The organism is Klebsiella sp. 10982, assembly GCF_048589245.1.
Lineage (GTDB): Bacteria > Pseudomonadota > Gammaproteobacteria > Enterobacterales > Enterobacteriaceae > Klebsiella > Klebsiella quasivariicola.
The window spans coordinates 157,062-171,502 of record NZ_JBMAXV010000006.1; the positions used below are offsets into that span (position 1 = coordinate 157,062).

11 protein-coding genes are annotated in these 14,441 nt (G+C 59.3%); 5 read left to right on the top strand and 6 right to left on the bottom strand.

From position 1 onward, the window contains the following. The first annotated feature begins 124 nt into the window (after positions 1 to 124). From ACKLKD_RS07715 to mdcH, 3 genes are read left to right on the top strand one after another with little or no spacing between them, the layout of a single operon-like run. A complete protein-coding gene (locus tag ACKLKD_RS07715) occupies positions 125 to 1,084 on the top strand; it encodes an AEC family transporter (protein ID WP_080897414.1) in 960 nt (319 codons plus the stop codon). 3 nt (positions 1,085 to 1,087) lie between these two features. Then, a complete protein-coding gene (locus tag ACKLKD_RS07720) occupies positions 1,088 to 1,705 on the top strand; it encodes a malonate decarboxylase holo-ACP synthase (protein ID WP_080897415.1) in 618 nt (205 codons plus the stop codon). Then, a complete protein-coding gene (gene mdcH, locus ACKLKD_RS07725) occupies positions 1,705 to 2,607 on the top strand; it encodes a malonate decarboxylase subunit epsilon (protein WP_080897416.1) in 903 nt (300 codons plus the stop codon). Before ACKLKD_RS07720 ends, mdcH begins: the two co-directional genes overlap by 1 nt. On the opposite strand, the gene ACKLKD_RS07730 is transcribed toward mdcH, so the two are convergent. The 4 genes from ACKLKD_RS07730 to ACKLKD_RS07745 form a co-directional block, all read right to left on the bottom strand. Then, positions 2,597 to 3,523, bottom strand: a complete 927-nt coding sequence (locus ACKLKD_RS07730) for a LysR substrate-binding domain-containing protein (protein ID WP_025712894.1) — start codon at positions 3,521 to 3,523, stop codon at positions 2,597 to 2,599. The two genes, mdcH and ACKLKD_RS07730, sit on opposite strands and share 11 nt — an antisense overlap. Before the next feature lie 87 nt (positions 3,524 to 3,610). Beyond that, positions 3,611 to 4,804 (bottom strand): multidrug effflux MFS transporter, encoded by a 1,194-nt coding sequence (locus ACKLKD_RS07735; RefSeq protein WP_087805587.1) that lies wholly within the window; start codon positions 4,802 to 4,804, stop codon positions 3,611 to 3,613. A gap of 264 nt (positions 4,805 to 5,068) precedes the next feature. Continuing rightward, on the bottom strand, positions 5,069 to 6,679 hold the full coding sequence (gene mqo, locus ACKLKD_RS07740) for a malate dehydrogenase (quinone) (protein ID WP_250099020.1): 1,611 nt from the start codon (positions 6,677 to 6,679) through the stop codon (positions 5,069 to 5,071). Positions 6,680 to 6,987: 308 nt separating this feature from the next. Beyond that, on the bottom strand, positions 6,988 to 7,908 hold the full coding sequence (locus ACKLKD_RS07745) for an N-acetylmuramic acid 6-phosphate etherase (RefSeq protein ID WP_087805585.1): 921 nt from the start codon (positions 7,906 to 7,908) through the stop codon (positions 6,988 to 6,990). Positions 7,909 to 8,280: 372 nt separating this feature from the next. Between ACKLKD_RS07745 and ACKLKD_RS07750 the strand changes: the two genes are divergently transcribed. Together ACKLKD_RS07750 and dcuR are read left to right on the top strand one after the other, a co-directional pair. Beyond that, positions 8,281 to 9,897, top strand: a complete 1,617-nt coding sequence (locus tag ACKLKD_RS07750; protein WP_080897419.1) for a sensor histidine kinase — start codon at positions 8,281 to 8,283, stop codon at positions 9,895 to 9,897. Next, positions 9,894 to 10,613 carry a two-component system response regulator DcuR gene (gene dcuR, locus ACKLKD_RS07755; protein WP_004176303.1) on the top strand — a complete coding sequence of 240 codons (720 nt, stop codon included), beginning with the start codon at positions 9,894 to 9,896 and terminating at the stop codon, positions 10,611 to 10,613. The genes ACKLKD_RS07750 and dcuR overlap by 4 nt, the downstream gene beginning before the upstream one ends. Here dcuR and ACKLKD_RS07760 read toward each other — a convergent pair. Continuing rightward, positions 10,594 to 11,544: an FAD:protein FMN transferase gene (locus ACKLKD_RS07760; RefSeq protein WP_080897420.1), complete on the bottom strand. Its 951-nt coding sequence runs from the start codon at positions 11,542 to 11,544 to the stop codon at positions 10,594 to 10,596. The genes dcuR and ACKLKD_RS07760 overlap by 20 nt on opposite strands. A gap of 67 nt (positions 11,545 to 11,611) precedes the next feature. Beyond that, positions 11,612 to 14,389 (bottom strand): flavocytochrome c, encoded by a 2,778-nt coding sequence (locus ACKLKD_RS07765; protein WP_080897421.1) that lies wholly within the window; start codon positions 14,387 to 14,389, stop codon positions 11,612 to 11,614. Positions 14,390 to 14,441: the final 52 nt, after the last annotated feature.

Genomic DNA, 14,441 nt, shown 5'->3' on the forward strand with positions numbered 1-14,441 from the left:
TAAGTAGTAGAAGAAAACCTGCCGGAAGCGGTCCCCCGGAGCGCGGAATACACGCTCCGGGAAGGGACGGCTTTTAGAAAAAATAACAATCGCGCCAGTACTCTATTTTATTTACAGGTGATTTATGACTTATGTGATTATTCATGCTCTTGCCCCGATTTTCGTCATTATGCTGCTGGGCTTCTGGGCCGGTAAGGCCGGGATGGTAGATAATAAAAATGTCTCCCTGCTCAATATCTTTGTAATGGATTTTGCCTTACCCGCCACGCTGTTCAGCGCCACGGTACAAACCCCATGGGCCGGTATTGTCGCCCAGTCGCCGCTGGTGCTGGTGCTGACCGGCGCGATGTGGATAACTTATGCCGCCATCTACTTCCTCGCCACCAGCGTGTTCAAACGCACCCCGCAGGATGCCGCGGTGCTGACCCTCACCGTCGCCCTGCCGAACTATGCCGCGCTGGGTCTGCCGATCCTCGGCAGCGTGCTGGGTGAAGGCGCGTCAACCTCGCTGTCGGTGGCGGTTTCTATCGCTTGCGGCTCGGTGCTGATGACCCCGTTCTGCCTGCTGATTCTGGAACGTGAAAAAGCCCGCGCCGCAGGTGAAAACACCGGTTCCACGCTGGCGATGCTGCCGGTGCTGATGTGGCGTTCGGTGAAAAAGCCGATCGTCTGGGGTCCGCTGCTCGGGGTGGTGCTTTCCGCTATCGGCATTAAAATGCCGGATCTGCTGCTGGCTTCCATCAAACCGCTGGGCCTGGCCGCCACCGCCGCCGCGCTGTTCCTCACCGGGGTGATCCTGTCGGCGCGTAAACTGCAGCTCAATGCGCTGATCGCCACTTCCACCATCGTCAAACTGCTGGTGCAGCCGTTTATTGCCTGGGGTCTGGTGATGGTGCTGGGTCTGCACGGCTCCATCGCCATTACCGCGATCCTGATGATTGCCCTGGCCGCCGGTTTCTTCGGCGTGGTCTTCGGCAACCGCTTTGGCGTACAGTCCCCGGATGCTGAAGCCGTGCTGCTGTTAAGCTCGGTTCTGTGTATCCTGTCGCTACCGCTGTTTATCTCTTTGACTTCAGGACTGTAAACCATGTCAGCAACGCCGCGTCCCCACGACTTAATCTGGTTAAACCACGCCAGCGCCCTGGAAGCTATTGCCGAGCCGTGGGTGGCTCAGCAGTGGCGAGCTGCGCTGCCGGTGGTGGTGAGGCGCGACGTTGACGACCAGGCCCGCATCCCGGTGGGGGTGCGGGGCATGAAGCGCGAGCAGCGTGCCGCCGGCTGGGTCCAGGCGCACAATATCGTGCGCTGCGTGACGCCGGAAATGCTGGTGGAGCGCGAGCGTCTGCTGGGCTCCCCTTTTGTTTCACAGCCGCCGGTTCAGGCGGCTATCGCCCTTACCTTACACCCCTGGCCCTGGCGCTGGGGCGTCACCGGCAGTACCGGCTACGCGCTGGCCACTGAGATCCCGGTACTCCATGCGGCAAGCGATCTGGATCTGCTGATCCGCGCGCCGCAGCCGCTGGATCGCGAGGCGCTGCGCGAGTGGCAGGCCCGTGTGGCCCAACTCCCGTGCCGCGCCGATACCCAGGTCGAAACGCCGTACGGCGCCTTTGCCCTTAATGAATGGCTGCGCGATGGCCGCGCGCTGTTGAAAACATCCCGCGGCGCGCGCTTAACCGCGACGCCGTGGCACAGGGAGGAATGATGAAGATTTTATTTACCTTTCCCGGCCAGGGCGGCCAGCATCCTGGCATGCTGGCGGCGATCCCCGATCGTGAGGCGATCCTCACCCAGGCGCGCAATGTGCTGGGGGAGGAAGTCGATACTCTCGATAGCGCCGATGCGCTACAACACACCCGTGCAGTCCAGCTTTGTCTGCTGATCGCCGGTGTCGCCTGGGCGCGAGAATTACAGCGCCAGGGCGTCAATCCGCAGATGGTCAGCGGCCTGTCGATCGGCGCGTTTCCCGCCGCAGTCATTGCCGGCGCGCTCGATTTCACCCGCGCGCTACGACTGGTGGCCCTGCGCGGCGACTTAATGGAGCAAGCCTATCCCGAGGGTTACGGTTTGACGGCGATCATGGGTCTGACCCGTTCTCGGGTGGAAGCCCTGATCCAGGGCCATGAGGTTTATCTCGCCAACCTGAACGCCGAAACGCAGTTCGTGATCGCCGGTCGTGATGAGGCCATGGCCGAGGTGGCGCAGCGGGCGCTGCAGGCGGGGGCCAGTAAGGCCCGGCGGCTGGCGGTGAGCGTTCCGTCGCACTGCGCGCTGCTGGATAAACCCGCCGCTGAACTGGCAAACGCCTTTGCCGGCATCACCTTAACGCGTCCGCAATGCGCTTATTTAAGCGGCTCAACCGCGCGCGTGCTGTGGGACCCGCAGCGGATCGCCGACGACCTGGCGATGAATATGGCGCGCCCGGTCCACTGGCAGGAAGCGATGATTGCCGCCGATGAGCGCGACGCGCGCCTGGCCATTGAGATGCCCCCCGGCGGCGTGCTCACCTGCCTGACCCGCCAGGCGGGCTGGCGCGGAGAAACGCTTTCGCTGGAACGCAGCGGTGTGGACGTCGCCCGCCATCTGGCGCAGCGGTTTAGCGACTAAGGCTGCGGGCGTACATCCGCCCTTCCGCGGCCAGCGCCAGCAGATCGGCGTCGCGTTCACGGTGGTGCGAATAAACAATCGAGATCAGCTGGCGCATCTGGTAGGGCTCCGCCAGCTTCAACAGCTGGACATCCTTCTCATAGACTTTCTTCATCCGCCCCGGCAGTAGCGCAAAACCGACGCCCGCCTGCACCAGGCTAATCATCGAAAAAATATCATTTACCCGGGTGACAATTTCTGGCTCAAAACCGGCAATATGGAACGCTTCCCGAAACCCGGCATAGGTGGCAAACCCTTCCGCCAGCGAGACAAATTTCCGGTCGGCGAAATCGCGCAGGTCGGCGAGCTGAGTGGCATCCAGCCGCTCCGTCGCCGGCGCGGCGAGAAAGATATCATCTTCAAACAACGGCACCACGTCGAAAGCAGTCTGGCTGAACTCCCCTTCGTTGGTGGCGATTAAGATAGCGTCCAGCGCATCATCTTCCAGCATATCGAGCAGCATCTGGTTGGAACCCATGGTCAGATCCAGCTCCAGCTCCGGGCGGCGCAGCTTCATTCCCATGATAATGCGCGGGACGGTTTCCAGCGTCAGGGAGTAGAGCGTACCGATACGTAGTCTTCCCTGACCGACGCCAGCGACCTTGCGCGTCGCCTCAAGGCCGCGACTCATCAGGCTCATCACATCCTGACAGTATTCCAGTAGCGTCCATGCCGCCTGCAGCGGCAGCAGATTGCGCCCTTTGTGGACGAACAGTGGGCAGCCGACGCCCTCTTCAAGCGTATGCAGCGCGCGGTGGACGCTGACGCTGCTGAGCTTCATCGCTTCGGCGGTTCTGGCGATATTGCCCTTCGCCATAAACATCATAAAGACCGACAGCTTGCGGAAGGTGATCTCCTGGTTAATATCGTCTTGCATGGCCCTTCCACACTCCTGGTTAGCGTTTTCTTATACAAATTCAGGCCAGTATAACAATAACCACTAAAACTGTGTTGCTGGCGACCACTATTGTCTGCCGCCGCTATGGCGATGAGTCCATGCCAGGAACAGGCTGGCGAGAGTAAACGCCGCCATAATCCATGCCATGGTCCAGGGTGTACCGTCGTGCAGCCATGCCAGCAGCAGCGAGGAGACAATACCGCTGCCGTACTGCAGCGAGCCAATTAGCGCCGAAGCAGAACCGGCATATTCCCCGGCCTCATCCAGTGCTGCGGCGGTGGAGGTGGCGGCAATCACCCCATTCATTGAGAAATAGAGGAAAATGCTCACCACGATCAGCGGCAGGCCGCCGACCTGTAAACGCACGCCGGCAGCCAGTACGCTAACGGCGATTGCCGATACCGCCAGCGCCGCTTTCAGCAAGGTGCCCAGCGCATGCCGCTGAACCAGCCGGCGGTTCGCCACGCTCATCAGCATGACGCCGACAATATTGACCGCAAACAGCCAGCCGTAATGCTGCGGGGCGACGCCAAAATAGCGAATATAGACATCCGGCGAACCGGTAATAAACGCGTAAGCGGCCACGTAAAAACAGGTCAGACTGAGGGTATAGCGCATGAACGTGCGGTTTCTCACCAGCGCGGCGTAGTTGCGAAAAGCGCCCAGCGGCGACCCTGGCTGTCGACGCGCCGGCGGCAGGGTTTCCGGTAGCCAGCACAGCGCAACCAGCATCAGCCCGCCAATCGCCACCAGCAACCAAAAAATGGCGTGCCAGCTGGTGAATTTAATCAGCTGCCCGCCAATGAGCGGACCGGCAATCGGCGCAATCGCCATCACGATAGTCAGCGTCGAAAGCATCTGCGCCGCGCGGGTACGGGCAAAGAGATCGCGGACCATCGCCCGCGCCAGCATCGGCCCGGTACAGGCGCCCAGGGCCTGAAATACGCGCCAGAAAACAATCTGATCGATAGTGGTCGATAGCGCACAGCCCGCGGAACCGATAATAAACAGCACCATGCCGATAAACAGCGGTATGCGACGCCCGAGTCGATCGCTTATCGGTCCCCATACCAGTTGCGCCAGCGCAAAGCCAATCAGAAAGCCAGTGATGGTCAGCTCCGCGTCGCCCTGCAACTGCGCGGCCATCACTGGCATGGCCGGCAGGTAAATGTCGGTGGAGAGTGAAGTGAAGGCCATCAGGCCGCTCAGAATCAAAATAAAAAGCGCCCCATTGGTGGCGCGCTGATGCGATGACGTCATTTAGGCTATCCGTTAAGGAGAGAAAGGCGGAAAAACGGCCCGCAATGGTAGCCGTTTCAGGGACACGGACAATCCCCGCCAGGCAAAACAAGGCTATGAATAAAATTCATAAATGGGTTCGATACATCGGAGACACAACATGCAAAATCATCAGGCTGTGAGGCCATCCATCAGGTCTGATAAGCGAAACGTCATCAGGCACTGTTTTTAATCATCAGGGGAAGACCGTAGTCTTCCCCTGATGTTCACCGCACGAATGTGGCGTTACAGCGCCATATCGTGCTGCGGCGAGGCCTCGCGCTGCGGCTCAGCCGGTTTGGCGGTCGCGGTGGGCGCCGCCGCTGGCATCTGGATCACCGGCGGCTTCGTCAGCTGCAGCGCCGCGGCGGTGTCATCCCATACCTGCTGGGTCAGCGCCACGTTGCCGTTCAGCTTCTGGCCGTAGCTCGGCACGATCTCATGGATGCGGCTCTGCCATTCCGGCGAGTTAAACTGCGTCGGGAACATCTGTTTGAGCACGTTCAGGGTGATCGGCGCGGCAGTGGAAGCCCCCGGCGATGCGCCGAGCAGCGCGGAAATGGTTTTCTGCTGATCGACCACCACTTCGGTACCGAGCTTCAGTACGCCGCCCTTCTCCGCGTCTTTCTTGATGATCTGTACGCGCTGGCCGGCCTGGATCAGTTTCCAATCTTCTTTACGCGCGTCCGGGTAGTACTCTTTCAGCGCCGCAAAGCGGTCGTCATCGCTGAGCATCACCTGGCTGACGAGATATTTCACCAGATCGAAATTGTCGAGACCGACGTGGGTCATCGGCAGCACGTTATCGGTGGTGGTGGTGCTCAACAGATCAAAGAACGAGCCATTTTTCAGGAACTTGGTCGAGAAGGTGGCGAATGGCCCGAACAGCACCACGCGCTTACCGTCGAGATAACGGGCGTCAAGGTGCGGCACCGACATCGGCGGTGCGCCGACCGAAGCCTGGCCATATACCTTCTCGAGATGTTGCGCGGTGACCGCCGGGTTCTCGGTCATCAGGAACGAGCCGCCCACCGGGAAGCCGGCATAGTTATCCGCTTCCGGAATACCGGTTTTTTGCAGCAGCTTCAGTGCGCCGCCGCCGGCGCCGATAAAGACGTATTTGGCGTCAATAGTCTGCGCTTCCCCGCTCTGCACGTTCTTAATCGTCACGTGCCAGGAGTTATCGGCATTGCGTTTGAAATCCGTTACCTCAGAGGAGGTTTGCAGGCTGAAATGGCTGTTTTTCTTCAGGCTGCCGATCAGCTGGCGGGTGATTTCGCCGTAGTTAACATCGGTGCCCACCGGCGTCCAGGTAGCGGCCACTTTCTGCTGCGGATCGCGCCCTTCCATCACCAGCGGCGCCCACTGTTTAATTTGCGCATGATCGGTGGAGAATTTCATTCCCTGGAATAAGGTGGTCTGCTGCAGCGCGTTATAACGTTTCTGCAGATAGTCGACATTATCACCCCACACAAAACTCATATGCGGCGTGGAATTAATAAAGGAGTGCGGATCGTGCAAAATACCGCGCTTCACCTGGGCCGACCAGAACTGACGGGAAATCATAAACTGTTCGTTAATATCCAGCGCTTTGCTGACGTCAATCGAACCATCGGCCCGCTGCGGCGTATAGTTCAGCTCCATATTCGCCGAATGACCGGTACCGGCGTTATTCCAGCCATTGGAAGATTCCAGGGCTACGCCGTCCAGTTTCTCCACCATGGTCAGGTTCCAGTCCGGCTGCAGCGCCTGCAGCCAGGTGCCGAGCGAGGCGCTCATGATCCCGCCGCCAATCAGCAGGAAGTCAGTTTTTTTAGAGGTATCCGCTTCAGCATGCGTCGCCGCGCTGACGAACATGGCTAAGGCGGTAAAGGAAATCATCGTTTTTTTCATTGCAGGCATAATAGAATTATCACGTAGCACACGGTAATAAGAGGCAGCATATTAACGCACTTTTACTTTATTTTAAAATATCATTTACACTCTCGCATTTTTAATCAAACAGTTATTTAACTTAAAAAAGTGAATTTTAAAATAAAACCACGCCACAAAAAAATAGCGCTGAAAATTCAGCGCCATTGCTGGATGAAATAAAAGATAAGCATTTCTTTAATTACTAAAGTCCAGGCGCGCATGCTCATCGCGCGCGCCTGGCAGAGGAGGGATTACTGGGCGGGAGTGACAGCGCTGCGCTGGGCTTCGCGCAGAGCGAGACGCAGATGATCGTGGTGCTCAGTCAGCAGCGCGCGCGCGCGCCAGGCATCCAGCCCGCTGAGCAGCATCAGGATCGCGGTGCGGCAGTGGTGATGGCAACTGGCCAGCGCCGCTTTGGCTTCGCTGCGGGTGCAGTCGGTGGCGGCCATCACAATCGCTATCTGCCGCTCTGCCCAGTGCGGACCGTCAGCCTGCAGATCCACCCGCAGGTTGCTGAACACCCGACCATCACGGATAGCAAGACCGGTCGACACCATGTTGATAATCTGCCGCTGGGCCTGCTGGGCCTTCGGATTGGTTAAGCCCGCCACCGCTTCGGGTCCGGTTTGCGGAGCAATGATGATATCCGCCAGTTGCGCCGCCTCGCTGGCCGCCTGCTGCGTGATGACCGCAATGGGCGCCCCCAAAGACCAGGCGTGGCGCATCGCCCCCCACACCCACGGCGTTTTGCCGCTAACAGTGAGCGCCAGCAGCATGTCGTTGCTGGTAAAGTCCAGCGACTGCAGCTCAAAAGCGCCAAGGTCGTAATTATTCGCCGCGTTTTCCATCTCAGCCATCGCCGCTGTCGGGCCACCGGCAATAAGCCCTACCAGCGCGTGTTTGCCTTCCGGCGAATAGTCGCTGACCGCCTGGACGGCGGTACGGCCCGAGGCGCCCGCGCCGATAACGATCAGACGCCCTCCCCGGCTCATCGTTGCGGTGGCGATATCAATTAACCGGGCAATATCCGGCAGGCAGGCGCCGACCGCCTCCGATATCTGCTTATCATCCTGGTGCAGTATCGCCAGCATGTCGGCCGTGGCGAGACGATCAATGTGGGTGGTATCGGGGTGACGGCGTGCCTGCATTGAAGCGGTTAGCGAACTGCTCATAAAAACCTCCATTTACAACAGAAAAAGCGCATCGCGGCGGGATCAGCGGCCTGATGTATGTCCTTATATTCATCAGGCCTATTTAACCTTTGTCGCCACTATAAGGTGAATCTTCTGCGCTTTACCGCCGCCGGGGTCACAGTTTATCGTCCCGAGCACCCGTTCGCGGGCGATTGCCGGTTATCTGAACAATAGTGTCTTAGACCTCATCTTCCCCGCCCGCCGACATGGTCAGCCAGAAGGATCGCTGGCAGAGGTTATAAAACGGTTTACGCATTGGCTGAACCGCCTCGATCGACTTTGCTTTCACGGCTTTATGAAAACCGCCCTATCAGCGATAATATGCCTTCACTGAATCTATCCGGGATCGTCATGAAGGCATCTGCTCACCAGCCACCCGTTCGTCAACGCGCCTTATCCTTAAAACTGAGCACGGCCGTCTCGTTGATGATCGGCAGCGTTATCGGCGCCGTACTGCTGCTGGTGTATGCCCTGTGGTATATGCAAATCAGCAATGCCACGCGCGATGGCCTGAAAGAGACCGCGCTGGCGGTGGCGCGCACCATGGCCGATATGCCGCAGGTGAAGCGCGGGCTGGAGGCGCCCCCGCAGCAGCAGATCATCCAGCCGCTGGCCCAGACCATTACCCGGCGCAACGACCTGCTGTATGCGATCGTCACCGATATGCAAGGCATTCGCTATTCGCATCCGGATAGCTCGATCATCGGGAAGCCGTTCATCGGCCAGGATATTCTGCCGACGCTGCAGGGCAAAGAGAACGTTGCTATCAACCACGGCGTGCTGGCCCCGGCGCTGCGGGTGTTTACCCCGGTGTTCAACGACCAGCATCGGCAGATTGGCGTGGTGGTGGTCGGCATTTCGCTGAGTAAGGTGGATCAACAGATCGCCAACAGCCGCTGGGATGTCCTGCTGACCATCCTGTTCAGCGCCCTGGTCTGCGCGCTGGGCACCTGGAGCCTCGTGCGCGGCCTCAAGCGCGTCCTGCTGGGGCTGGAGCCGCACGAAATCTCCACCCAGTTTCAGCAGCGTCAGGCCATGCTTCACGCCCTGAAGGAGGGGGTGGTGGCCGTCGATGCCCATGGCGAGGTAAATCTCATCAATCCCGCGGCGCAGGAGATCCTTTTTTCCGGCCCGGATAAGACCCTCGCCTCAAGCCCCCTGCTCGCCGACCTGCAAACTGTCTTGCAGAGTGGCGAGCCAATGTATGACCGCGAGCTGGGATGCAATGGCCTGCTGCTGATTAGCAATACAGTGCCCATCCGCAGCCAGGAGGCGGTGGTCGGCGCCATTTGTACCTTCCGCGACAAGACCGAGGTCAGCCAGTTACTGCAACGGCTGGACGGCATGATGAGCTATGTGGATGCCCTGCGCACCACCTCCCATGAATTTATGAATAAACTGCACGTGATCCTCGGCCTGCTGAATATGAAAAGCTATGGCAAACTCGAGGAGTATGTGCTGCAGACCGCCCACCGCTACCAGGCGGATATCGGTGATATTCAGCACCGCATTAAATCCCCGGTGGTGGCCGGCTTTCTGATCGGTAAAATTCAGCGCGCCACCGAGTGCGGCTTTACTCTGACGCTGGCGGAAGAGAGCCTGGTACCGGATTGCCCGAATGAGAAGCAGGTCACCGTGCTGGTGACGGTGCTGGGTAACCTTATCGAGAACGCGCTGGATGCCATGAGCGGCCAGGCGGAGGGTGAGATCGGCCTGCTGTTGCACTATCAGGACGGCTGGCTAAGCGGTGAAGTGAGCGACGACGGGCCGGGGATCCCGGAGAATAACATCGACGCTATCTTTACCAAAGGCTTCTCCACCAAAGGCGAGAATCGCGGCGTCGGGCTGTTTCTCGCCAACCAGCAGCTGCGCGAGCTGGGCGGCACCCTCGCCGTCGAATCGGAACCCGGCGTATTTACCCAATTTTTTGTTCATCTCCCCTGGGATAGTAAAAGGAAACGTGCGTGATAAATGTGTTGATTGTTGACGATGATGCGATGGTGGCCGAACTCAATCGCCTGTATGTGGCAAGGGTTCCCGGCTTTCGTTGCAGCGGGAGCGCTTCGACGCTCAGTCAGGCCCAGGAGATGATTAACGATCCGCAGCAGGAGATCGATCTGGTGCTGCTGGATGTCTACATGCAGCAGGACAGCGGGCTCGATCTGCTGCCGACCATCCGCGAGTCGGGGCGCGCTATCGATGTCATCATGATCACCTCAGCGGCGGATGCCGCCACGGTGCAGACCGCCATGCATTACGGGGTGGTCGATTACCTGATCAAACCCTTCCAGTTTCCGCGTTTTGAAGAGGCGCTCACCACCTGGCGGGAGAAGCGCAAGCTGATAACCGGCCAGCCCTATTACGAACAGGCCGACGTTGACCGCCTGCTGCACGGCGGCGCGCCGGAGGCCAGCGACGCACGCAAACTGCCCAAGGGATTAACCGCGCAAACGCTGCGCACGCTCTGCCAGTGGATTGACGCCCATCCGGACGTCGAATTCTCTACCGATGAGCTGGCGGCGGCGGTCAATATCTCCCGCGTCTCGTGCCGCAAATATCTGATTTGGCTGGCGCAGATCAATATTCTCTACACCACTATCCACTACGGCGCTACCGGGCGGCCGGTCTATCGCTACCGCCTGGTGGCCGAACAGTACAGTTTGCTTAAGCAGTACAGTCAGTAATGCGGTAGCCGCTGTCCAGCGGCGCAAAACGCAGCCGCTGCGGCGATGAGAGAATAATGTCGCGATTTTTGGTGACGAAAATCGCGTCGATATCCTGCCGCTGACGCAGCGCTGCGCAGCCCTTCTCCACGCCGAGGCCGAACAGCAGCGTGGTCCAGATATCGCCGTCTAAGGAATCCGCGGAAATCACCGTCACGCTGTCGAGCTCGTTATCCAGCGGATAACCGCTGCGCGGGTCGAGAATATGGTGCCAGCGTTTACCGTCCTGCTCGAAATAGCGTTCGTAGGTTCCCGAGGTGACCACCGATTGCCCGTTGACCGTCAGGGAACCGATCAGCGCCTGCGCATCGGCAAACGGTTTTTTCAGGCCGATAGTCCATTCTCCGAGGGTATGCACATTGCCGCCGAGGTTGATCAGCGCCTTCTCGACCTGCTGCTGACGCAGATCGTCACGCACCCGGTCAGCGATATAGCCTTTGGCGATCGCCCCCAGATCCAGCTCCATCCCCGGCTGCTGGAGAAACACGCTGCAGGTTGCCTCATCGAGGATCACCTCCTGCGGGCGGGTCAGTGTCAGTCGGGCTCGGATATCAGCCGCGTCAGGCACGCTGTGCCCCTGAAAGCCAATTCGCCACAGCTTCACCAGCGGGCCGATAGCGAGGTTAAAGGCGCTGTCGCGCACCATACTGGCGGCTTTCGCGCACTGGATCAGCTGAAACACCGGCCGGCTGACGGTGACCGGATGGCGCCCGGCGGCGTGGTTAATATCCATCACCTGCGACTCGGCGCGGTTAACGGTTAGCAGGTCTTCGTAGCGTTTGATGAGCTGAAAAACACGGGAGGCCAGCGCCTCATCGTGGGAACAGAGTTTGAGCAGGATGGGGGATCCCATCAGGACAGCGGAGTAGCTATAGACGCGGTTATCGGACATCGGGCTCTCCTTAGAAGGGACAAACCGGGCGGCGAAAGCGCCAGCCCGGATAAAGCAAGGTTACAGATTATCCTCTCGCACGTTTCGCCGCCTGGTGTCCCGCGAGGGTACCAAAGATGATGATATCCGCGACCGCGTTACCGCCGATGCGGTTACCACCGTGGATCCCGCCCACCACCTCACCGGCAGCGTAGGCGCCGCGGATCGGCTGCCGGGCTACGTTCAACACTTCGCCATCGGTGTTAATGGTCACGCCACCCATGGTGTGGTGCACCCCGGGGGCGATGCGAATAGCGTGGAACGGGCCTTCGTTGATCGGCGCACGCAGCGCGGTGGTGCGGCCAAACTGTTCATCATGCTGTTTTTCCACCGCGCCGTTGTAGCATTCCAGCGTGGCGAGGAAGGCATGGTAATCCATCCCCAGTTTCTCCGCCAGTTCGCGTGGTGAGCTGGCGCTGGTGACGAAGCCTTTGGCGATGTACTCATCAGCGGCTTTGTTTTTCGCCCGCACATGCTCGTCAAAGACGATGTACGCGTAATGTTCCGGCAGGGCAATGATCGCCGCGGAGACTTTATCGCGGGTCTCCATCTCGTTAAAGAAACGGTTGCCCTGCTGGTTGACGAGGATTGCCCCACCGCCGCGAATCGACTCGGAAATCAGGTACGAGGTCTGCTGCTCGACGGTCGGGTGAATTTGAATTTCCCCCATATCCACGGTGCCGGCGCCGATGCGCTCCAGCAGCGCGATACCGCTCCCGGTAGCCCCTTTGTGGTTGGTGGTGACGAAGCCTTCGAGGTCCGGACGATATTTCACTACCATGGCGCTGTTAGCGCTGAAGCCGCCGGTGGCCACTACGATGCTTTTGGTCTGTACTTCAATGACTTCTTTCTCGTCGTTGACCAGCCGCACGCCGCTAACTTCGTTACCGCTCATCAGGATCTCTTCCACCGAGGTATCCAGCAGGACGTCGATGCCGCGTTTGGTGATGTTGCGCACCAGGCCGCTGATCAGATAGCCGCCGACCGCCGACCCGTCACGTGGGCGGTGGGTACGGTCGATGCTCATCCCACCGGTGGTAGTGATATCGTTGAGCATAATGCCGCGACGCGCCAGCCACTCAATGGCTTCCGGCGCATTCTCGACGAAACGGCGCAGCAGCTGCGGGTTGTTTTTGTTGTGGCCGCCTTTCAGGGTTTCCTGATAGAACAGCTCTTTGCTGTCCTGAATCCCTTTTACGCGCTGGAAGCGGGTTTCCGCCGCGTTCATCCCGGCGGAAGCCTTAATGGTGTTGCCACCGATGGTCGGCATTTTTTCGACGATCAGTACGCTGGCGCCTTCGTCGTGAGCCTGAATGGCTGCCGCCAGACCGGCGCCGCCGCTGCCCACCACTACCACGTCATAACTTTTCGGCGCGGCGTCATTGCCGCCCTCTTCCGCCGCCAGCGCTTTGCTCGATTTCAGCATCGCTTTGGCGACCGCTTTTTTCACCGCCTCGGTCTGGCTGGTGGCGCCGGAAATCGCATCCACATGCGGGGTATTGGCGGTGAGGATACGTTCGCGGATCTCTTCGAAGCTGGTGGTGAATTCCACGGTCTGCACCGGACTCGCCGCCAGTTCGATATCGGCAATATGGTCATTTTCGAGGCTGACGTTGATTACCAGCTCATTGGCATCGTCATGGACAGTCTCGACAAACATCCCCGGCTTAAATTTGGCGTCGCCCATGCTCATGTCGCGGATCATCGCTTCCACCAGCGAGAAGCGCCACAGCGGTTCAGGAATGTGCAGCGCTTCACGCTGGGTGCTGTCGATAAACAGTTCCAGCTCTTCGCCGGCGGCGATACGTGACGCCCAGTCCGGATAGGCGATACAGGCGCGGCCTACCGCAATCAGGTCATAGCCGTGATCGAGGCCCTGCTCGGCATCAGCGGCGTTGACGACCCCGCCGACCCCCATCACCGGCACCTGGGCGAGGGTTTCAGAGCGCATGGCGCAGTATTTTTCAATCAGCGGCGTCGGATCGCGGGTATCGACGATAGACGGACGCAGGGTTGCGCCCACCGAGAAGTGGAGATAATCGACGCCGCGGGCGGCCAGTTTTTCCAGCAGGTACATGGTGTCGTCGAAGCGGATCCCCGGGACCTCCATCTCCTCCGGCGAGAAGCGGTAGCCGATGATAAAGGCATCGTCGGCGTACTGGCGGGCCATTTTGTGGGTAATATCCAGTACCGCCAGCGGGAAACGGGCGCGGTTGTCGCGGCTACCGCCCCACTGGTCGTCACGCTGGTTAGAGTTCGGCGAATAGAACTGCTGGATGAGGTAGGTGTTGGCGCCGTGAATTTCGACGCCGTCAAAACCGGCGAGGATCGCGCGACGGACGCCGTCGCCAAACTTGGCGATCATCCCTTCCACTTCTTCACCACTGAGCGCTCGCGGCATAGCGGCGCCCTCACGCGGAGCGGCGATGGCGCTCGGCGCCACCGGCTGGCGGCCACCGATCAGCTGCGGGTCGACCATACGGCCGCCGTGGTAGATCTGCAGAATCGCTTTTGAACCTTGCGCTTTGATCGCCTCGGCAATTTTGGCGAGGCCGGCAATTTTTTCATCATTATCAATGCCGATCGCGCCCGGGAAGGCCAGGCCATAGTCATCAATAAAGCAGCACTCGACAATAATGGTACCGATGCTGCCAGCGCGTGCGCGGTAGTACTCCACCAGCTCGCTGGTGACGGTGCCATCGAAATAACCGGTGCAGGTGGTCATTGGCGCCATGAGCAAACGGTTTTTCAGCTCGGTACCATTTGGTAAAGTAAATGGCTGTAAAATACGTTCGTTACTGGTCATAAGTTACGCTCCAGATTTTAAAATATTAAAAGCTCAGAATGGGGTGACGGAA